The organism is Methylobacterium sp. SyP6R, assembly GCF_019216885.1.
Lineage (GTDB): Bacteria > Pseudomonadota > Alphaproteobacteria > Rhizobiales > Beijerinckiaceae > Methylobacterium.
On the sequence record NZ_JAAQRC020000001.1, the window covers coordinates 2,031,355 to 2,050,588 of the forward strand.

Consider the following 19,234-nt stretch of genomic DNA (forward strand, 5'->3'; position numbering starts at 1 on the left):
CCAGGCGCGGGTTCCAGGAAGCGCCCCGCCGCCGCCCCTCCTGCACGGCCCTGCCCGCACCCCCGCCAAGGCGGCGCCCCGCGCCCTCGTCGCCGGCATCGGCTTTCGCCATGCCACCGCGGCCGAGGAGATCCTGGGGCTGGTGGCGGAGGGCCTGCGGCAGGCGGACTTGGCCGGTGCGCAACTCGCGGCTTTGGCCACCGCCGCGGACCGTGCCGGCGACCCGGCGATCCGCGCGGCGGCCGAATCCCTCGGCGTGCCGCTCGTCGCCATCGGGGTCGAGGCCCTGCGCGAGGCCGGCCGCCGGGTCGTCACCCGCTCCGTCCGCATCGAGGCCCTGCGCGGCGTCGGTTCGCTCGCCGAGGCCGCGGCGTTGGCGGCGGCCGGGCCCGAGGGCCGCCTCGTCCTGCCCCGCATCGCCTCGGCGGGCGCCACCTGCGCCCTCGCCGCCAGCGGAGACGCCCTTTCGTCATGATCCACTTCATCGGTGCCGGCCCCGGCGCGGCCGACCTCATCACCGTGCGCGGCCGCGACCTCATCGCCCGCTGTCCGGTCTGCCTTCATGCCGGCTCGCTGGTGGCGCCCGAGATTCTGTCCTGGTGCCCGCCCGGTGCGCGGATCGTCGACACCGCGCCGCTCTCCCTCGACGCGATCATCGACGTGATGAGGCAAGCCCACGCGGCCGGCCAGGAAGTGGCGCGGCTGCATTCCGGCGACCTCTCGATCTGGAGCGCGGTCGCCGAGCAGACACGCCGCCTCGACCGCCTCGGCATCCCCTACGACCTGACCCCCGGCGTCCCCTCCTTCGCCGCCGCGGCGGCCGTGCTCGGGCGCGAGTTGACGGTGCCGGAGGTGGCGCAATCGGTGGTGCTCACCCGCACCAGCGGCCGCGCCTCTGCGATGCCCGACACCGAGCGCCTCGCCGTCTTCGCGGCGACCCGGGCGACGTTGGCCATCCACCTGTCGATCCACGTCGTCGACACGGTGGTGGCGGACCTGATCCCGCATTACGGCCCGGACTGCCCGGTGGCGGTGGTGTTCCGCGCGACCTGGCCGGACGAGCGGGTCCTGCGCGGGACCCTCGCCGATATCGCGGCCCGGGTGGCGGCGGCGGGGCTGGAGCGCACGGCGCTGATCCTGGTCGGCCCCGCGCTCGGGTCGACGGATTTCCGCGAGAGCGCGCTCTACGCGGTGGATTACGACCGGCGGTTCCGGCCGGGCGGGGCCGTGGCCGCGCTGGTCGAACCCCGGTCGACGTGACCCGGTCCGCGACGGCTCCCGGCCGTTGCGGGTGTCGGACGCCGGTCGTAGACCTCGATTCATGCAGATGAGAATCGCCACCGACGCCGATGCGGCCGTGCTCGCCCGGATCCACACGGCGAGCTGGAGAAGCGCGTATCGGGGGATCCTCGATCCGGACTTCCTCGCCGGTCCGATCGAGCAGGATCGCCTGGACGCGTGGGCCGGCCGCCTCGGGCCGCATCAGCCGCACGTGACCGCCATCATCGCCGAGGACGCCGACGGGCCGCTCGGCTTCGTCTGCGCGGTCGGGGCGGAGGATGAGCGCTGGGGAACGCTGATCGACAATCTCCACGTCCTTCCCACGGCGAAGGGGCGAGGCTTGGGGACGGATTTGCTCGCAGCCGCGGCCGACTGGTCCCTGCGCGGCTACCCGGATTCAGGGATCTACCTATGGTGCTTCGAGCAGAACGAACCGGCCCGCCGCTTCTACGAGCGGCGCGGCGGCGCGATCGCGGAGCGGAGCCGACACGCCATTCCCGGCGGCGGCGACCGGACGGTGATTCGTTATCACTGGGACGATCCCGCCTCCGCCTTCGGCCTGCAACGCCCCTCCGATTGCCTCTGACGCCCGCCGAGACGGTCGATTCGATCGAGACGCGGCCCCGGGCGCCATTCCGCCGGCCGCGTATCGGATGATCGATCGCGTCGGGCGACCATGGCATCGCGTGCGATGCGGGAGCCATATCAGAACAGACTGACGACCCATTCTGCTGCATGGGCATTAAAAAAATACACGACTACCATGACAATCAACACATGCCACGGCGTTCGCGTGAAAAACGGCAATGCGATTGTAATTATGATAGATAATATAAATACTATATGAGATTTTAGATATATTTCTTTGGTCTTGTAATTCCATGCGCCGTCGAGCGGACCTTCGGTACCACCCCATGGATAGCAATCAACACTCGCGGGCCGTATCGGATCGCGACAACTCGGCGAGTAGTAAGCCTCGAAAAATTCATGAAATAAGCCTGCAAGCAGGACTGCTAAGGCAATCTGAAAAATTATTTCAACGCCGGTCGGTCTCCGGCGCCCGAACGGATTAAAGGAGACGACCGGGAGGATCGTGCGGATCATCGTGACTTCCTGTAGCCTGCACGCAACGAAACGACGATCCCGACGGCCGGCGTCGAGTGCCCCTTACCCCACCGGATGGAACGGCGCCCGCCCGACCAGCCCGCCCTCCCGGTCGAACACCACCACCTCCAGCGAACTGCCCGAGCCCGCGAGCGCCCGCGCCGCCGTCGCCCAGGCGTAGCGGGCGATGAGGTCGGCGAGCGGCAGATCGTGCCCTTGCGCCAGGCGCAACACCTCCAGCGCCGTATTCGCGCCTGCGGCCCGTAAGCCGAGGTCCGGCCCGCCTCCGGCCTCGACGATGCGCTCGGCGAGCCAGGCCAGATCGACCGGCCCGGAGCGCGAATGCAGGTCGAGGAGGCCGTGGCCGAGCTTCGCCATCTTGGCGATGCCGCCGGCCACCGTCACCCGCGGCACCGGGTGGCGTCGCAGGTACTTGAGCATGCCGCCGGCGAAGTCGCCCATGTCGATGAGCGCCTGGGGGGCTAAGCCGTGCAGGCGCGCCACCGCCTCTTCCGAGGTCGAGCCGGTGGCGCCCGCGACATGGTCGAGGGCGCCGGCCCGGGCGACGTCGATGCCGCGATGGATGCTGTCGATCCAGGCGGCGCAGGAATAGGGCACCACCACCCCGGTCGTGCCGAGCACCGACAGGCCGCCGAGGATGCCGAGGCGCGGGTTCAGGGTTTTCTGCGCCAGGGCCTCCCCGCCGGGAATCGCGATCTCCACCACCACGTCCGGCGGACCGCCGAGGCCGGTCGCGGCTTCTGCGATCGCCGCCGCGATCATCCGCCGCGGCATCGGGTTGATCGCCGGCTCGCCGACGGGCAGCGGCAGCCCGGCCCGGGTCACGGTGCCGACGCCGGGTCCGGCCCGGAACGCGATGCCGGAGCCCGGCGGGCCCCGCCGTACGGTCGCCAGGACCAGCACCCCATGGGTCACGTCGGGATCGTCGCCGGCATCCTTCACCACCCCGGCGAAGGCCCCGCCCTCGACGAGCCCGCTCCGCGCTAGCGCAAAGGCCGGGCGGGCGCCGCTCGGCAGCGGGATCTCGACCGGGTCCGGGACGAGGCCGGTGACGAGGCCCGCATAGGCCGCCTTGGCGGCGGCCGCCGCGCAGGCGCCGGTGGTCCAGCCGCGGCGCAGGGTCTCCCGTGGTCGTGTCGCATCCATGCGGCGTGGTATCACCCGGGAGCGGCGCGGTGAATGCGCGCCATGTCGCCCAATGATGGACAGCTTCGTGACCCTACCCGCCCGCGGCCTGCTGATCGCCGCCGCCCGTTCCGGCTCCGGCAAGACCACCGTGACCCTCGCCCTGCTGCGCGCCCTGCGCCGCCGGGGGCTGGCGGTCGCCGGGGCGAAATGCGGGCCGGATTACATCGATCCCGCCTTCCATGCCGCCGCGACCGGCCGGCCGAGCTACAACCTCGACAGCTTCGCCATGGACGGTGCCCTCCTCGACGCGGTGGCGGGCCGGGCCGGTGCGGAATCCGACCTGCTGCTCGCCGAGGGCTCGATGGGCCTGTTCGACGGCGTCGTGGCGGAGGAGGGCCGCAGCGGCGCCAATGCCGACATCGCCGCCCGCTACGGCTGGCCGGTCGTGCTGGTGCTCGACGTCTCGGGGGCGGCGCAATCGGCCGCCGCGACCGCCCTCGGCGTGCGGGCCTACGACCCGCGCCTGACGCTCGCCGGGGTGATCCTCAACAAGGTCGCGAGCCCGCGCCACCGCCGCCTGGTCGAGGTCGGGCTTGCCCGGATCGGAATCCCGGTGCTCGGCGCCGTGCCGCGGGAGGCCGCGCTCGTCCTGCCGGAGCGCCATCTAGGGCTGATCCAGGCCGGCGAGACCGAGGATCTGGAGTCCCGCCTCGATCGCCTGGCCGATCTGGCCGAGGCCTCGATCGACCTCGACGCGGTCGCGGCCGCCGCTGGCGGCAGGATTCCGGTTCCTGGGATCGGACATCTGCCGCCACCGCCCGGCCAGCGCCTCGCGGTCGCGCGCGATGCCGCGTTCTCGTTCGTCTACCCGCATCTCGAAGCCGGCTGGCGGGCGGCGGGGGCCGAGATCGTGCCGTTCTCGCCGCTCGCCGACGAGGCGCCGCCCGAGGCGTGCGATGCCTGCTGGCTGCCCGGCGGCTATCCGGAGCTCCATGCCGGCCGGATCGCCGCCGCCGCGCGCTTCCTCGAGGGCTTACGCGCCTTCGCCGAGACGCGGCCGGTCCACGGCGAGTGCGGCGGCTACATGGTGCTGGGCGAGAGCCTGGAGGATGCCGAGGGCACGACCCACCGCATGGCCGGCCTCCTGCCGGTCGCGACCTCCTACGCCCGGCGCCGGCTGCATCTCGGCTACCGGATCGCGACCCTCGTCGGGGCGGGGTCGCTCGGTGCCGCCGGCCAGGGCCTGGTCGGCCACGAGTTCCACTATGCGAGCGAACTCACGCCGCCGCCCGAGCCCGACGAGGCCCTGGCCGATGTCACGGATGCGGAAGGGCGCGCCCTGGGGCTGGCCGGTCACCGGCGCGGCCGGGTCAGCGGCAGCTTCTTCCACCTCGTGGGCTTGCGCTGACCGGGACTTAGCGCTGAGCGGGGCTTGCGCTGACAGCCGGCCCCTACTCGGCCGCCGCGACGCTGTCCTCGCTGACCGCCGCGCTGGCGTGGCGGCCGAGGCGGGCGGCGGAGCGGACGATCGCCAGCACCTCGCGGCGCAGCTGCTCGTCCTCGATCTGCACGTAGGCGCGCAGCAGCTCGATGGCGCCTTGCGCGCTCAGGAAGCCGAAGACGTTGTCGTCGCCGGACTCGCCGCCGGCCTGGTCCTCGAAGAAGGCCGAGACCGGCACTTCCAGCAGCCGGGCGATCTCGCGCAGGCGCCCGGCGCCGACGCGGTTCTGGCCCTTCTCGTATTTCTGCACTTGCTGGAAAGTCACGCCCACGGCATTGCCGAGGGCGGTCTGGCTCAGCCCCTTGGCCTTGCGCAGGGCCGTGATGCGGACTCCGACGAGACGGTCGACCTCAGTGGTTTGCTTGGGCATCGGTCCTCGACATCTTCGTGCTGGCTTGCCGGAAGCCCCCTCCCCGATTCCAGAGGGCCGCCGTCCCGCGTCGTTCATGCCCGCGACGGCCGGGGCTCCCCGCTCCGGCGACACCACGGATGCTCGTCCTCGGGCCGGCGGCGACGACGCCTCGCATCCGGTCCGCTCAATCCTCTCGCCGTCCCGTTCCGATCCCGGCACCACCGCCCCGCCGGGGCGCGCGGACCGCGATCGGACTGCATGAAAGACTAGTCATTCCCATCCGTTCGAGGCCGTCCTGCCGTCGGGCTCACGGTACGGATGCGGGTCTGCCATGCAACCGGACTCCCGTCTACACGCTCCGAGTGAATTCCCAAAGGGAACAAATGTGAAAAAAATACTGAGTTGCACAGCCTTCGCAGGTTGCCGTCCCGTGGGGCCGGCCGGCCCGTGCGGGTGACCTTGCCGATGGCGGGGCGGTTCCCATCTCCCGGCCGAGCCCGAACGTACAGGAGGATACCCGTCATGTTCATCGCCATGAACCGGTTCAAGGTCTACAAGGAGGCCACCCAGGACTTCGAGCAGGTCTGGCTCGGGCGCGACAGCCACCTGGGGGAGATGCCGGGCTTCGTCGAGTTCCATCTTCTGCGCGGGCCGGAACATGAGGACCACGTCCTCTACGCCTCGCACACGATCTGGTCCTCACGGGCGGATTTCGAGGCCTGGACCCGCTCCGAGCAGTTCCGCAAGGCTCATAGCCGCGCCCCGGGGACGAAGCCGCTCTATCTCGGCCACCCGCAATTCGAAGGCTTCGAGACGATCCAGACCGTCGCCCGAGAAGGTTGACGATCGCAGGCTGACGATCACCGGCTAACGGTCATATGCGGGGGCGGATCGCCCCCGCCCCCGCGATCCGTCCGGCTTCAGGCCACCTTCGGCTGTTCGAGCCGCGGCAGGAACACCGCGAGCAGGCCGACCGCCGGCAGGAAGGCGCAGAGTCCGTAGACGAACTCGATGCTGGTGCGGTCGGCGACCTCGCCCAGGACCGCGGCGCCCAGGCCCCCCATCCCGAAGGCGAAGCCGAAGAACAGGCCGCCCACCAGGCCGACCCGCCCGGGCAGCAATTCCTGCGCGTAGACCAGGATCGCCGGCATCGCCGAGGCCAGGATCAGGCCGATCGGCACCGTCAGCGCCACGGTCCAGAACAGGTTGGCGTGCGGCAGCGCCAGGGTGAAGGGCAGCACGCCGAGGATCGAGCCCCAGATCACCACCTTGCGGCCGAACCGGTCGCCGATCGGCCCGCCCGCCACCGTGCCGGCCGCGACCGCACCCAGGAACACGAACAGGTAGAGCTGCGATTCCTGCACCGACACGCCGAAGCGGTGGATGAGGTAGAAGGTGAAGTACGAGCTGAGGCTCGCCATGTAGAAATACTTGGAGAAGATCAGCACCAGCAGCACCGCGATGGTGACGACCACCTTGCCCCGCGGCAGGGCGCGCACGGCCGCCCCGCCCTTCTTGCCCCGCGCGGCGCCGGCTCGCAGGCGGTCGCGGTACCAGCGCCCGACGAGGCTCAGGACCACGAAGCCGATCAGCGCCGCGATCGCGAACAGGGCGACGCTCGGCTGGCCCAGCGGCACCACGATGAAGGCGGCCAGCAGCGGCCCGAGCGCCGTGCCGGCATTGCCGCCGACCTGGAACACCGATTGCGCCAGGCCGTAGCGGCCGCCCGAGGCGAGGCGGGCGACCCGCGAGGCTTCCGGGTGGAAGATCGCCGAGCCGAGGCCGACGAGGCAGGCGGCCGCGATCAGCAGGCCGTACGAGCCGGCATGGGACAGGAGCAGCAGGCCGCAGAGCGACAGCAGCATGCCGGTGGCCAGCGAGAACGGCATCGGCCGCTTGTCGGTGAACAGGCCGACCACCGGCTGCAGCACGGAAGCCGTGAGCTGGAAGGCCAGGGTCAGGAAGCCGATCTGGCCGAAATCCAGGCTGTAGGCCTGCTTCAGGAGGGGGTAGATCGCCGGCAGCAGCGACTGCATCATGTCGTTGAGGAGGTGCGACAGGCTCAAGCCTCCGAGCACCACCGCAGCCGGTCCCGCCGCCGCGGGCGGCCGTCCCCTGCCCGCGGCTGCCGGCGTCTCCACGGCCACGCCGCCCTCGCTCGCTCGCGCATCCATCGCTCGGTCCGCTCCCCCCTGGCGGCCGCCATGTCGGCCGCTCTCGCCGCGCCGCCCGTCGCAAAATCCAGGGGTTACGGCGAGCCTCTCATACACCCGCCGCCTCGACCCGTCCCATCGGTCGAAGCAGGGCTGGGATGCCGCCGGTCCCGGGCTTGCTGCCTGTCCGGCAACCAGCCGGCGGCGGCCCGGGATGCGTGCGCAAACGGCACGCTCCCGCCCGGCCCGTCCCATGCCGGCACAGATGCGGGTCACGGGTCATCTCGCCATGCGACACGAACGGTTCCCGGGAGACGGCAACGCCGACCTCGCCTCGTCGAAGGCGCGGGCGGTCTGGAACGCGCTCCTGCCCCGCCGCGGCCGGGCGGTCCTGCGGCTCACGATTGCGGGCGGCGCGGCCTGCGCCGAGCTCGCGGCGGTAACCCTGACGGGACTCGCCTGCGAGATGATCTACCATCTCGTCACCTACGAGCGGCAGCCCGAGCTCGGGCCTTCGCTGGCGGTCGGCCTGTTCCTCGGCCTGTTCGTGGTGCTGCCGAACGCCGCCCGGGGCGAGTACAGCATCGAGAACTACCTCGCCCGCGCCCCCCACCTGCGACGGACTTTCAGCCTGTGGCTCGCCGCCTGGGCGGTGGTGCTGGTCCTCGGCTTCCTCAGCAAGACCACCGGCGACCATTCCCGCGCCGCGGCGCTGGCGACCTTCCTCGCCGGCCTGCCGGTGCTCGTCGCCACCCGGTTCGCCACCGTGGGCCTGGTGCGCCGGCTGATCACCCCCCGGTCCGATTCTGCCCGCCGCATCCACCTGATCGGCTACGAGGACGACGTCGCGAGCTTCTACGCGACCCACGACACCGCGGCGCTGGGCTTGCGGGTGATCGGCGTCAGCACCCTGCGCGATGCGCCGCCGGGGGGCGACACCGAGTCGCGCCGGGCCCAGCTCGCCGAGGACCTGGATCTGAGCGTCTCGGTGGTGCGCTTCCTGCGCCCCGACGACGTGTTCGTGCTCGTGCCCTGGGCCGAGGTCGAGGACCTGGAATCCTGCGTCGACGCCTTTCTGCGGGTGCCGGTCGCCCTGCACCTGCGGCCGGGCCGGGTAATGGACCGCTTCAGCGACGTGCGCCTCGGCCGGGTCGGCCTGCTCACCGGCATCAATGTCGGCCGCGCGCCCCTCTCTCCCCTGGAAGTCGCCGCCAAGCGCGTCTTCGATGTCGTGGTGGCCTCCCTCGCGCTCCTGGTTCTCTCGCCGCTGCTGCTGCTGATCGCAATCCTGATCCGCCTCGACAGCCGGGGTCCGAGCCTGTTTCGCCAGAAGCGCTACGGTTTCAACCAGGAGGCGTTCTGGGTGTTCAAGTTCCGCAGCATGCGCTCGGATTCCGGCACCGCCTTCCGCCAGGCGACCCGGGACGACGACCGCATCACCCGGATCGGCCGCATCCTGCGCCGCACCAACCTCGACGAACTGCCCCAGCTCCTCAACGTGATCCGGGGCGACATGTCGCTGGTCGGCCCCCGCCCCCATGCGGTCGCCCACGACCGCAGCTTCGAGCGCCGCATCGCGCTCTATGCCCGGCGCCACAACGTCCGGCCGGGCATCACCGGCTGGGCGCAGGTGAACGGGTTGCGGGGCGAGACCCTGACCGATGCCGACATGCAGCGGAGGGTCGAGCACGACCTGTTCTACATCGACAACTGGTCGCTGTGGTTCGACCTGCGCATCCTGGTGATGACGGTGGTGGCCAGAAGTGCGTTCCGGAACGCCTATTGAGGAACATGGGCCCCGGGGAGCGTTGTCGCCCGACCCTGGCTCCGTGAACACGCTCCCGCGCCTGTTCCGGACACGCCTCAGGGCGTGGCGCGCCTCGAGCGTAAACGGGGTCCGTCCTCGGCGGCAGGAGCGTCGCGGCTCGCAAGGTCGGCCTCGGCAGGGGCAATACGCGTCGCGGGGCCGGTCGACGATGCGAACGGGCGACACATCACGCCGCCATTCAGTAGGCCTTGTACTCGGCGTAATCGTCGACCGCCTCGATCGGGATCGTCACCGGGTGGCCGTCGATCTTTACCTCGACCCGTGACGGCACACGGGCCCGCTCGTTCGACTTGACGCTCGCCCGGATGCGGGCTCCGCGGCCGTCCAGGGGAAGGGAAAGCTGCGCGGCCGAGACGGGAATCTGCTCCAGAATGCTCGGAGCCTGCTCCTGCAGGGCGCGCTGCACTTCGGCGTAGTTGGCGAGATCGGACATGCGAATTCCTCGAACCGGCTGCGGCGGGACGGGCTCATCCACGAGATGTAGGAACTCCGGCGGCCGGTGCGATGGGCCGGCGATCAGGTCACCACATCCAGCGATTTGACACCCAACGCGGTCTTCAGCGCATTAAGGACGAGTTGGATCGGGTTGGCCAGGGTCTGCGTCTCGGTGCCGGCGAAGAGCAGTCCCACGAGTTCCTGATCGCGATTGACGATGCCGCTCCCGCTGTCGCCGGGCTTGCTGAACGGCCCCGTATTGTCCGCCGACGCCTGGATGCCGATCTGATTGCGAAACCGCGCGACGCCGGCACCATAGGTCACGTCGGTCACGACGGCGAGTTGCGTGACGTCGCCCTCGGTCCAGCCCGTCGTGCGACCGGTCTTGTAGACCCGGGTCGAGCCCGCAACTTGGCCCGTGACGGGATCGACCGCGAACGGTGTGGCGACGCCCCTGAGGTTGCCGCCGAGCCCGACCCGCGCGATCTCGGTCACGTCGCGCTTCGCCGCACCGGATTCACCCACCGCAAGCTCGGCCGCCGCGCAATCCACGTCGTTGAAGGGGATTCCGGACGGGCCACGGAACTGGAGGTCGATCCAGGCCGACAGGGTCGCGATCTTAAGCTGTGCGTTCAGCTTGGCGGGCGTGCTCATCAGAGCCATTTCGCTCGCCGTCAGGTCGAGCGTTCCCGGCTGAACGATGGCGTCGCCCTTCCTGCCGGCATTCTCGGCCGCGATGACGTGGTTGTTCGACACCAGGTAGTGACGGCCCTGATCGTCGACGACGAAGAAGCCGAGCGTCCCGACCGACAGCGTCTGCGGATAGGCCCGTTGCGGATTGGTGATTCCGATGCCTGCCCGCAGGACTTGAAACCGCTTCTGCAGGTCGAGCGTCGGCGGCATTCCGCCATGAAGACCACGTTGCGAATTCGAGACCGTGAGGCCGGGCTGCGCTGCGAACCGCGCCCCGGTCTCGACGAGATCGATCTCGAACGGAAGATCCCGGGGGCGCCCGACCCCGCTCACAGCCGCCGCCGCGACAGCGAAAAGGGGAATTCCCTGTTGCTTGACGGTCTTCTCGGGCAGCTTCTTCTCGACGAAGCCGGTGATGCAGAAGGGCGAGTCGTCCGACAGGGGGCCGGCGCTCTTCTTGCCGATCCCCACACCGATCAGATTATTGCTGGGATCATCCAGGAGCGCGTCGGCGTGGGCGTCGAGCCAACTCACGAGTTGTGCGAAGCGCGCTCCATCTCCGTCGGATGCCCCGCGACCAGACCCGGAACCGGAACGAGACATGAATGAAGCCCTCCGACAAGAAGCTCGGCCGGAGGAAATATTCGATTCTCTGCACTGTCAATGGATCGATGACGGGAAACAGATTTGCCGACCCTGCGTCAATCCGCGACGCTGGCGGCGCGGGTGCACTGTTCGCCGACGCAGGGGCAATCGATCCGGTGTGCCGCGAGAACGACGATACGATCTCGCGGCACTGTGATCTGGCGCAGCGTCACGCCAAGGGGATGCCGGCTTCTCGCAGGCAATGCGGCAGAACCAAAATAGAGAGCATCATCCCATTGCAGCGTGATCCGTTACTGCTTCAGCCTGGCCGGCCGCGACATCTCGGCGAAGAAGAGCGGCGCTAGGGGCACAGGAGTAATCTTGCAACGGAGTGCTCCGGTGAGGCAATGCTATTGCTTGTCCGTCGGCACGGGTCGAGCCGGCTGCCCTCTTTTCTGTCTCGCGCCGCCACGGCAGTGCCGCCGACGGATCAGCCAGCGAGCTTCAGGCCTTGCCGGCGGCTCGCCTCGAAGGCCTGGAGATCCAGGGCCAGGCCGACGATCTGGTCCGACTTGAGCTGGACGGGGTCCAGCGGGCCGCCGAAACCGTGCTGCAGATAGACTTCCTGCACCTCCGGCGTGCGCATCGCGCCACCCATCGTCCAGTTCGGGAAGAGCCGTCCCGACACGTCGCGCACGTTGATGATCGTCGCGGCGGCGTGGCGCGGATCGCGGGCGATCCGGTCGTAGGTAACCGTTACCTTGGCACGTTCGCCTTCGAGGATCTGCACGAACCATGTCTTGTCAAAGATGAGAAAGCCCGTGATGCCGTCACGGCTGTTATTGCGCTGGGAAATAGACAGGATCTCGCGCATGTTGGTCAGCATGGCGCGGTCGCCGCCCGGAACGGTGTTGCGGCTGTAGTAGACGAGTTGGTGAATCATCGGACGCTTCACTCCAGCCGACGGTTCCAGATTGCTCGGGAGAGCACCCGCTGCCGTCATCATCCTCGAGTAGGGATGTGCTGTTAGAACCTGCGCGCCGGGCGCAGGGTCCCTGCCGATGACGGGCTGTTCGGGAAGAGCATTAACGAAATCTCCACAAGCAGAAGCGGGATCGGATCGCCGCTTCCGGCTTCGTCGCATTCCGTCCGTGAGGTGCCGGGCCGAATGCCGCCGTCACCCGGCGTCCTGCCGCCCCTGGCACACACCGCACTCCCCTTCGATCTCGACGATCCGGCTCGCCGGCTTGAACCCGGCCTGTGCCAGGGTCCGATCCAGGCTGCGCTCGATCTCGGCCGAAATGGTCTCGTCGACGCTGCCGCAGCTGCGGCAGATCAGGAACACCGCGCTCTCGCCGGCGCCGTGGCCGTGCTCGCAGGGGACGAAGGCGTTGCGGCTGGCGATGCGGTGGACGAGGCCGTGCTCGGTGAGGAAGTCGAGGGCGCGATAGACCGAGACCGCGGCGACGCGCTTGCCCGGGGCGCTCAGGCGCTCGGCGATGTCGTAGGCGCCGAGCGGACGTCCCTCCTCGGAGACAACCTCCAGGGTGCGGCGGCGCAGCGTCGTGAATTGCAGGCCGAGATCCTGCGCCAGCCGCTCGGCCCGCGCGATCAGGTCGGCCGTGCGGGCGGGACCATGGGCGTGCCCGTCCTCGCCATGCGCGTGGCCGTGATGCCCGCAGGTTCCGTGCTCGTCCATCCGACACCCTCCCGCGCCGTCCTACCCTACCTGGGCGGCGGTTGACAGGCCCCGCCTGTTACAGTGTAACGATCCGCCCTGGGGCGCCAGCCGGCCGCCCTCCATATGGGGTTCGCGCAGGCGCCCGCCGAGGGCGCGGACCGAACCCGAGCGACCGATTCGCCGATGCCGCATTCCCACGCCCCCGACCTGCGGGCCGATGCCGCCCCGCGCCCTCAGGCCGCGCCGTTCTCGTTGCTGCGAGTCGGCGTCGGTCCACGCCTCGCCATGGCCGCCGCGCTGGCGGCGGCACTTTGGGGCCTGATCGGCTGGGCGACCGCGTGACGGCGCCGCTTCGACATCTCGCGCCAGGGAGCGCCTCAAAGCCGGCCACGGGCGGTGGGGCCCTGGTCTTCCGCGGCCTCACCCTCGGCTATGCCCGCCATCCGGCGGTGCATCACCTCGACGGCACGATCGCGCCGGGATCGCTCACCGCGGTGGTCGGGCCGAACGGTGCCGGCAAGTCGACCCTGCTCAAGGGCATCATGGGCGAAATCGCGCCGCTCGAGGGCGAGGTCGCCCGGGCGGGCCTCGCCCGGCAGGACATCGCCTACCTGCCGCAGGCCGCCGAGATCGACCGGGCCTTCCCGATCGGCGTGTTCGACCTCGTGGCGATGGGGCTGTGGCGCCGGGTCGGGCCGTGGCGCTCGTTGAAGCCGCACCGGGCCGCCGTCGAGGCGGCTTTGGCGGCGGTCGGGCTCACCGGCTTCGAGCGCCGGCCGATCGGCACCCTGTCGGGCGGCCAGCTGCGCCGCGCCCTGTTCGCCCGCGTCCTGCTCCAGGATGCCCGGGTGATCCTGCTCGACGAGCCCTTCGCGGCGATCGACGCGCGCACCACCGAGGAATTGCTGGACCTGGTCCATGGCTGGCACGCGGAGGGGCGCACCGTGGTGGCGGTGCTGCACGATCTCGACCAGGTCGCCCGCCACTTCCCCTCGACCCTGCTGCTCGCCCGCGAGGCGGTGGCCTGGGGGCCGACGCACGAGGTGCTGACCGCCGACAACCTGCGCCGCGCCCGCCGGCTCTGCGAGGCCTGGGACGAGGACGCCCCGGTCTGCCGCGCCCCGGCCGCCGCGCCGCACGACCACCCGTCGCACGACCACGCGTCGCACAGCCACGGCGCGCCGGGTCGCGACCACAGCCACGGGCACGCCGCGTGATCGATTTCCTGACGGCGCCCTTCGTGGAGTTCTCGTTCATGCGCCGGGCGCTCGCCGGCTGCGTCGCCCTGTCGGTCGGCGCGGCGCCGGTCGGGGTCTTCCTGACCTTGCGCCGGATGAGCTTGATGAGCGAGGCGATGAGCCACGCCATCCTGCCCGGCGCGGCAATCGGCTTCCTGTGGGCCGGCCTGTCGCTGCCGGCGATGACGCTCGGCGGCCTCGTCGCCGGCCTCGCCGTGGCGCTCCTCTCCGGCCTCATCGCCCGCTCGACGGTCTTGCGCGAGGATGCGAGCCTGGCGGCGTTCTACCTCATCTCGCTCGCCGCCGGCGTGCTGCTGATCTCGGCCCGGGGCTCGTCGATCGATCTCCTGCACATCCTGTTCGGCACGGTGCTGGCCCTCGACGACGACGCCCTGGTGCTGCTCGGCGGCATCGCCACCGTGACCCTCGCGGGACTTGCCGTCGCCTACCGGCCGCTGGTGATGGAATGCGTCGATCCGCTGTTCCTGCGCTCGGTCGGCCGGGCGAGCGGGCCGGTGCATTACGGCTTCCTCGCCCTGGTGGTGCTCAACCTCGTCGGCGGCTTCGCGGCACTCGGCACCCTGCTCGCCGTCGGGCTGATGCTGCTGCCGGCGATCACCGCCCGGTTCTGGGCCCTCGACCTCAGCGGGCTGATGCCGGCAGCGGTGATCCTGGCGCTGGCGGCGAGCGTGGCCGGGCTCCTCGTCTCCTATTATGCCAGCCTGCCGACCGGGCCGGCGATCGTACTCGCCGCCGGCGTTCTCTACATCGCCTCGATGCTGCTCGGGCCCCGCGGCGGCCTGGTCTGGCGGCTCCTGCCCGCCCGTCACCTGGAAGCGTGACTCACCTGGACTCGGGCGGCCGCGCCGGCTCGCCCCTTTGCGCCGCCCGCCGGCAGGCATCGGAGCAGTAGCGCACCTCGTCCCAGACCCGCTCCCACTTCTTGCGCCAGGCGAAGGGCCGGCCGCACTGGGCGCACAGTTTCTGCGGCAGGTCGCCCTTGCGGCGCATCTTCGGCATCGGGGGTCAGCGTCCGGTCTTGTCCGCATCGGCGAGCGGGATGGCGCTCCAGCGGGTGATCTGCACGTAACCGTCACGGGCCGCCACCAGGATCTGGCGGCGGTAGGAATGCACCACCGTGCCGGGGGCGTGGCGGTGGCCCTCGGTCCAGCCGCTCGCCTCCTGCACGAAGACGCGGTTGTCGTTGACCCGCGCCAGGGTCTCGATGGCGCCGAAGGCCCGCACCCGGCGCAGGATCGCCGCCACCGGCTGGCGGAAATCGAGGGTCCGGTCGAGGTCGGTGACCCGCGGCCAGTAGGCGCCGTCGCCCTGCGGCTCGGCCTTGCGCCACAGGCCGGGCAGATCCCGGGCGATCGGCCCGCGCGCGAGCCGCACCGCCGCCATCTGGCAGCGCGTCAGCAAGGTCTCGTGCGTTTCGGTGCCGGAGATCGGGAAGACGTCCTGGGCCAGGATGTCGCCGATATCGAACCCGCCCTCGGCCAGCACGTGGGCGGTCACGCCCCAGCTCTCGTACGAATCGAGGATGGCGCGGAACAGCGGGTAGGGCCCGCGCCCGTCCGGCAGCGGCGAGGGATGGATGTTGAGGGCGTAGCGCACCCGGCCCGGCCAGCCGGTGACCAGCCACGGATACCCCGCCACCACCAGCGCCCAGTCGCGCCCGTGCTCGGCCGAGAGGGCCTCGATGTCGGCGACGCGGATGCGCGAGAGCTGGATCGGCACCCTGTGCCGCCGGGCGAGCGCCACCACCGTCTCGTTCTGGTCGTAGATCCCGTCGCAGGGGCGGGAGAACAGCTTGATGGGCTGCCAGCCCGACGCGACCAGCCCCTCGAACACACCGCCCAGGAAATCGATTCCCGCGAAGGCGAATTTCACGTCGCGAACTCCCTGCACCCCGACGTCCGGTAGCGCCACGCGCCCTAGCTAGGGGTGTGTTATGGGCAGTCGCAGGAGAGTCGCAATGGTGCGTGTGTTAGCCGATGTTTCGCACAGGCTCTCACGAGGCTGACCTTTGTCGCGTACCCTCCGCCTCGTCCTCGGCGACCAAGTCCATCCGCGGCTGGCCACCCTCACCGACCTCGATCCCGCCGCCGACACGGTGCTGATGGTCGAGGTTCTCGAGGAGGCGACCTATGTGCGCCACCACAAGCAGAAACTGGTGCTGGTCTTCTCCGCCATGCGCCACTTCGCGGCCGAGCTGCGCGAGCGCGGCGTCACGGTCGATTACGTCGCCCTGGAGGATCCGGAGAATGCCGGCTCGTTCACCGGCGAGGTAGGACGCGCCATCGACCGCCACCGGCCCGACCGCATCGTCGTGACGGAACCCGGCGAGTGGCGGGTCGAGGCGATGATGCGGGATTGGGAGGAGCGGTTCGGGCTGCCGGTCGAGATCCGGGACGATACCCGCTTCCTGTGCCCGCGCCCGGTCTTCGCCCGATGGGCGGAGGGGCGCGAGGCCCTCCGGATGGAGACCTTCTACCGCGCCATGCGCCGGCGCACCGGCTTCCTGATGGAGGGGCGCGAGCCGGCGGGCGGGCGCTGGAACTTCGACCACGACAACCGCCGCCGCCTGCCCGCGGACCACGCGGTGCCGGAGCGCCGCCGCTTCCCGCCCGATGCGGTGACGCGCGAGGTGATGGATCTCGTCGGCCGTCGCTTCCCCGACCATTTCGGCGATCTCGACGGCTTCGCCTGGCCGGTGACGCGCACGGAGGCGCTGGAGGCCCTGCGGCACTTCCTGGACGACTGCCTGGCCGGGTTCGGCGATTATCAGGACGCGATGCGGTCCGGCACGCCGTTCCTCTATCACGGGCTGGTCGCGCCCGCCCTCAACCTCGGCCTTATCGATGCCGAGGAGGTCTGCCGCGCCGCGGAGGGCCGCTGGCGCGAGGGTTCGGCGCCCCTCAACGCCGTCGAGGGCTTCATCCGCCAGATCCTCGGCTGGCGCGAATACGTGCGCGGGCTCTACTGGGCCCGGATGCCGGAATACCCCGAGACCAACGCGCTCGATGCCACCCGCGACCTGCCGTGGTTCTACTGGTCGGGCGAGACCGACATGGCCTGCCTCGCCGAATGCGTGCGGGACACCAGGGCCCACGCGCATGCCCACCACATCCAGCGCCTGATGGTGCTGGGCAATTTCGCGCTTCTGGCCGGCCTCGCCCCGCGCCAGGTCGAGGAATGGTTTCTGGTGGTCTATGCCGATGCCTATGAATGGGTGGAATTGCCCAACGTCCACGGCATGGCTTTGTGGGCCGATGGCGGGCTCCTCGGCTCCAAGCCCTATGCGTCGTCCGGCGCCTATATCGACAGGATGTCGGATTACTGCCGGGCTTGCGCCTACGACGTGAAGGCGAAGACCGGCGAGACGGCCTGCCCGTTCAACTACCTGTACTGGAACTTCCTGATCGCGAACGAAGATCGCTTGCGCGGCAACCCGCGCCTCGCCATGCCCTACCGCACCCTCGATACGATGGCGCCGACGCGGCGCAAGGCGATCGTGGCGGATGCCGGCCGCTTCCTCGATTCGTTGAGCGGGTCAGAGCGGCAGCCAGGCGGTGAGCGTGCCGTAGGCGCCCGGGCGCCGGATCTGTTCCTCGTAGACCCAGCCCGCGGAGACGCGAAAGCTTAAACGGGCAATGGCGAAATCGGTGGCGTGGAGGCCGAGGCTCCATTTCCGGTAGCCGGTCCGGTCGGCGTAGAGCGCCGCCTCGGGCCCCAGATAGGCCGCGCTCCATTCCGGCACCCGGATGCCCCAGGAGACCCGGCCCCAGGCGCTCCAGCGGGCGGTGCCGGCGATCAGCGTCGTGGTCAGGAGCGTCGTCTCGGTCGGCCGGGCCCACAGCTCGCCCTGCACCCGCGCCCCGATTCGCGGCGTGGGCAGCTTTCTCGTACCGGGGCTGTCCAGCACCTCGAAGGCGATTTCGGGCCCGGCGAACAGCGCGGCGACACCCCAATCGCGCACCCATTGCCAGCCCGCGACGGCACCGGCCTGGACGGTATGGCGCAGGGTCCGGGGCGGAGTCAGCCCGGCCTTCCCCCGCGGATCGCCCCACCAGTCCCGCTCCGGCCGCAGGCCGTAGCCGAGGGTCGCCAGGGTCACGAACCCGTCCCGGCCGATCCCGCCCGGTGCGACCTTGGCCCCGGCGCTGACGAAGGTCGAGCGGCCGGCATCCAGGCTGCCGAACAGCACGGTCCGTACCTCCTCGCGCTCGTCGGCGAGGGCGCCCTCCGGACAGGCGAGGCTGACTGCTGCATAGAGCAGGGCTGGACGAGCGCGGAGAAGAGGCACGGCGGCCGGGCTTGACGTTGCGAATATGGAAATATCTTTTCCATCAAACGCAACGTCAAGTGGCAGTCGGGACTACGTCACAGATTCGCGTCATCGCCCGCGGCCTCGCCCGAAGACGGCCACGCTGCCGAATCTCGTCGAGAGCCTTCGTCTCCGGAAGGACCCTGGCGCGGAACGAACGCACGGACACGCCCCGGCGCTGTCAGCACTCGCGCGGATAGGCTGCTATTACCTGAAAAATCAACGTATTAGCTTCTGTTTTCGCTTGAGCGTAACCATTGATTAACCGCATCATCGGACGCTTGGTCGGCAAAGCGCTGTGCACCCCAGAAGGATCGTCTAACGCTCAGGAGGTTCCATGGTCTCCAAGGAGTTTCGGCAGCAGATCGAGGGTTACGGCCTGACCACGGCGCATATCCTCTACCGCATTCCCGATCATCCCGGCGTGCTGCAGACCTACGTCTGGCAGGATTACGACCTCGCCCCGCGCTTCCCGGTGCTCAACGGCTTCCTGGATTTCTGGAAACGCGAGCTGGACGGGCCGTTGCACTCGGTCCGGGTGGCGCATTCGCACCTGATCAAGCCGGCGGAATTCCGCGCCGTGAACGGGGTGCTGACGCTGCACTGAATCGGGCGGCGCGGCGTTTTTTTGGCGCTTTGCCCTACGATTGCCCGGTTGACCGTGTGTGAGGCCCTCAACGGTCGCGCTCTGGCAGCGCGGCGCTCACGTCGGTGAACCATGCACAGGCGCATCCTCTCCGCGGCCGGACCGCTTCGACGGCGGCTCGGGCCCCTTCTCGCCGCAGGCCCGGCCCGCGCCGATCTCGGCGCGGGGACCACCCATGCGCGCGGGTTGGCCCGAGCGGCGGAGTGGGCTAGAGGGAGCCGCGCGACCCCGGCCCGGGCCGCAGCGACTCCGGCGGCG

General features: G+C 70.2%; 23 protein-coding genes. 12 read left to right on the plus strand and 11 right to left on the minus strand.

Annotation, left to right across the window (positions count from 1 at the left end; translation table 11 throughout):
• The first annotated feature begins 40 nt into the window (after positions 1–40).
• The 3 genes from HBB12_RS09365 (at position 41) to HBB12_RS09375 (ending at position 1,867) form a co-directional block, all read left to right on the plus strand.
• Positions 41–475, plus strand: coding sequence for a cobalamin biosynthesis protein (locus HBB12_RS09365; protein ID WP_236992718.1), 435 nt, complete (start codon positions 41–43; stop codon positions 473–475).
• Entirely contained in the window at positions 472–1,260 is a 789-nt protein-coding gene (gene cobM / locus HBB12_RS09370) for a precorrin-4 C(11)-methyltransferase (protein WP_236989095.1), read from the plus strand. The genes HBB12_RS09365 and cobM overlap by 4 nt, the downstream gene beginning before the upstream one ends.
• 97 nt (positions 1,261–1,357) lie before the next feature.
• Positions 1,358–1,867 carry a GNAT family N-acetyltransferase gene (locus HBB12_RS09375; protein WP_236989096.1) on the plus strand — a complete coding sequence of 170 codons (510 nt, stop codon included), beginning with the start codon at positions 1,358–1,360 and terminating at the stop codon, positions 1,865–1,867.
• Between the two features lie 119 nt (positions 1,868–1,986).
• On the opposite strand, the gene HBB12_RS09380 is transcribed toward HBB12_RS09375, so the two are convergent.
• Positions 1,987–2,385 (minus strand): hypothetical protein, encoded by a 399-nt coding sequence (locus HBB12_RS09380; protein ID WP_236989097.1) that lies wholly within the window; start codon positions 2,383–2,385, stop codon positions 1,987–1,989.
• 63 nt (positions 2,386–2,448) lie between these two features.
• Complete coding sequence (locus tag HBB12_RS09385; protein WP_236989098.1) at positions 2,449–3,552, minus strand: cobalt-precorrin-5B (C(1))-methyltransferase; 1,104 nt, start codon at positions 3,550–3,552, stop codon at positions 2,449–2,451.
• A 67-nt stretch (positions 3,553–3,619) separates the two neighbouring features.
• Between HBB12_RS09385 and HBB12_RS09390 the strand changes: the two genes are divergently transcribed.
• Positions 3,620–4,942, plus strand: a complete 1,323-nt coding sequence (locus HBB12_RS09390; RefSeq protein ID WP_236989099.1) for a cobyrinic acid a,c-diamide synthase CobB — start codon at positions 3,620–3,622, stop codon at positions 4,940–4,942.
• Between the two features lie 43 nt (positions 4,943–4,985).
• Here the strand turns inward: HBB12_RS09390 and HBB12_RS09395 are convergent, their stop codons facing one another.
• Positions 4,986–5,405, minus strand: coding sequence for a helix-turn-helix domain-containing protein (locus HBB12_RS09395; RefSeq protein ID WP_236989100.1), 420 nt, complete (start codon positions 5,403–5,405; stop codon positions 4,986–4,988).
• 504 nt (positions 5,406–5,909) lie between these two features.
• On the opposite strand from HBB12_RS09395, the gene hmuQ reads away from it, so the two are divergent.
• A complete protein-coding gene (hmuQ, locus tag HBB12_RS09400) occupies positions 5,910–6,230 on the plus strand; it encodes a heme-degrading protein HmuQ (protein ID WP_236989101.1) in 321 nt (106 codons plus the stop codon).
• Positions 6,231–6,307: 77 nt separating this feature from the next.
• On the opposite strand, the gene HBB12_RS09405 is transcribed toward hmuQ, so the two are convergent.
• Complete coding sequence (locus HBB12_RS09405; RefSeq protein ID WP_236989102.1) at positions 6,308–7,561, minus strand: MFS transporter; 1,254 nt, start codon at positions 7,559–7,561, stop codon at positions 6,308–6,310.
• 268 nt (positions 7,562–7,829) lie between these two features.
• Between HBB12_RS09405 and HBB12_RS09410 the strand changes: the two genes are divergently transcribed.
• Positions 7,830–9,326 (plus strand): undecaprenyl-phosphate glucose phosphotransferase, encoded by a 1,497-nt coding sequence (locus HBB12_RS09410; RefSeq protein ID WP_236989103.1) that lies wholly within the window; start codon positions 7,830–7,832, stop codon positions 9,324–9,326.
• A 220-nt stretch (positions 9,327–9,546) separates the two neighbouring features.
• Here the strand turns inward: HBB12_RS09410 and HBB12_RS09415 are convergent, their stop codons facing one another.
• On the minus strand, positions 9,547–9,801 hold the full coding sequence (locus HBB12_RS09415; protein WP_236989104.1) for a hypothetical protein: 255 nt from the start codon (positions 9,799–9,801) through the stop codon (positions 9,547–9,549).
• Positions 9,802–9,884: 83 nt separating this feature from the next.
• The gene (locus HBB12_RS09420) at positions 9,885–11,030 is read right to left on the minus strand and encodes a trypsin-like serine protease (RefSeq protein ID WP_236989105.1); all 1,146 of its coding nucleotides are present in this window, start codon (positions 11,028–11,030) and stop codon (positions 9,885–9,887) included.
• 71 nt (positions 11,031–11,101) lie between these two features.
• Here HBB12_RS09420 and HBB12_RS09425 point away from each other — a divergent pair, with 71 nt between their 5' ends.
• Positions 11,102–11,446 carry a hypothetical protein gene (locus HBB12_RS09425; RefSeq protein WP_236989106.1) on the plus strand — a complete coding sequence of 115 codons (345 nt, stop codon included), beginning with the start codon at positions 11,102–11,104 and terminating at the stop codon, positions 11,444–11,446.
• 125 nt (positions 11,447–11,571) lie between these two features.
• Here the strand turns inward: HBB12_RS09425 and HBB12_RS09430 are convergent, their stop codons facing one another.
• Both HBB12_RS09430 and HBB12_RS09435 read right to left on the minus strand, forming a co-directional pair.
• Complete coding sequence (locus HBB12_RS09430) at positions 11,572–12,024, minus strand: BLUF domain-containing protein (protein WP_236989107.1); 453 nt, start codon at positions 12,022–12,024, stop codon at positions 11,572–11,574.
• Positions 12,025–12,258: 234 nt separating this feature from the next.
• A complete protein-coding gene (locus tag HBB12_RS09435; RefSeq protein WP_236989108.1) occupies positions 12,259–12,780 on the minus strand; it encodes a Fur family transcriptional regulator in 522 nt (173 codons plus the stop codon).
• A 165-nt stretch (positions 12,781–12,945) separates the two neighbouring features.
• On the opposite strand from HBB12_RS09435, the gene HBB12_RS09440 reads away from it, so the two are divergent.
• Genes HBB12_RS09440 through HBB12_RS09450 form a run of 3 tightly spaced genes read left to right on the plus strand, consistent with a single transcriptional unit; the run spans position 12,946 to position 14,842 of the window.
• Positions 12,946–13,104: a hypothetical protein gene (locus tag HBB12_RS09440; protein ID WP_236989109.1), complete on the plus strand. Its 159-nt coding sequence runs from the start codon at positions 12,946–12,948 to the stop codon at positions 13,102–13,104.
• Complete coding sequence (gene aztA, locus HBB12_RS09445; protein WP_236989110.1) at positions 13,101–13,979, plus strand: zinc ABC transporter ATP-binding protein AztA; 879 nt, start codon at positions 13,101–13,103, stop codon at positions 13,977–13,979. Before HBB12_RS09440 ends, aztA begins: the two co-directional genes overlap by 4 nt.
• A 38-nt stretch (positions 13,980–14,017) precedes the next feature.
• Entirely contained in the window at positions 14,018–14,842 is an 825-nt protein-coding gene (locus HBB12_RS09450; protein WP_236992719.1) for a metal ABC transporter permease, read from the plus strand.
• A gap of 1 nt (position 14,843) precedes the next feature.
• Here HBB12_RS09450 and HBB12_RS09455 read toward each other — a convergent pair whose 3' ends face one another.
• Together HBB12_RS09455 and HBB12_RS09460 are read right to left on the minus strand one after the other, a co-directional pair.
• Entirely contained in the window at positions 14,844–15,020 is a 177-nt protein-coding gene (locus HBB12_RS09455; RefSeq protein WP_236989111.1) for a DUF2256 domain-containing protein, read from the minus strand.
• Positions 15,021–15,026: 6 nt separating this feature from the next.
• Positions 15,027–15,893, minus strand: coding sequence for a methionyl-tRNA formyltransferase (locus HBB12_RS09460; RefSeq protein WP_236989112.1), 867 nt, complete (start codon positions 15,891–15,893; stop codon positions 15,027–15,029).
• Positions 15,894–16,029: 136 nt separating this feature from the next.
• Between HBB12_RS09460 and HBB12_RS09465 the strand changes: the two genes are divergently transcribed.
• A complete protein-coding gene (locus tag HBB12_RS09465) occupies positions 16,030–17,649 on the plus strand; it encodes a cryptochrome/photolyase family protein (protein ID WP_236989113.1) in 1,620 nt (539 codons plus the stop codon).
• On the opposite strand, the gene bcsS is transcribed toward HBB12_RS09465, so the two are convergent.
• The gene (gene bcsS / locus HBB12_RS09470; RefSeq protein WP_236989114.1) at positions 17,557–18,309 is read right to left on the minus strand and encodes a cellulose biosynthesis protein BcsS; all 753 of its coding nucleotides are present in this window, start codon (positions 18,307–18,309) and stop codon (positions 17,557–17,559) included. The genes HBB12_RS09465 and bcsS overlap by 93 nt on opposite strands.
• Positions 18,310–18,667: 358 nt before the next feature.
• On the opposite strand from bcsS, the gene HBB12_RS09475 reads away from it, so the two are divergent.
• Positions 18,668–18,937: an usg protein gene (locus HBB12_RS09475; RefSeq protein WP_236989115.1), complete on the plus strand. Its 270-nt coding sequence runs from the start codon at positions 18,668–18,670 to the stop codon at positions 18,935–18,937.
• Positions 18,938–19,234: the final 297 nt, after the last annotated feature.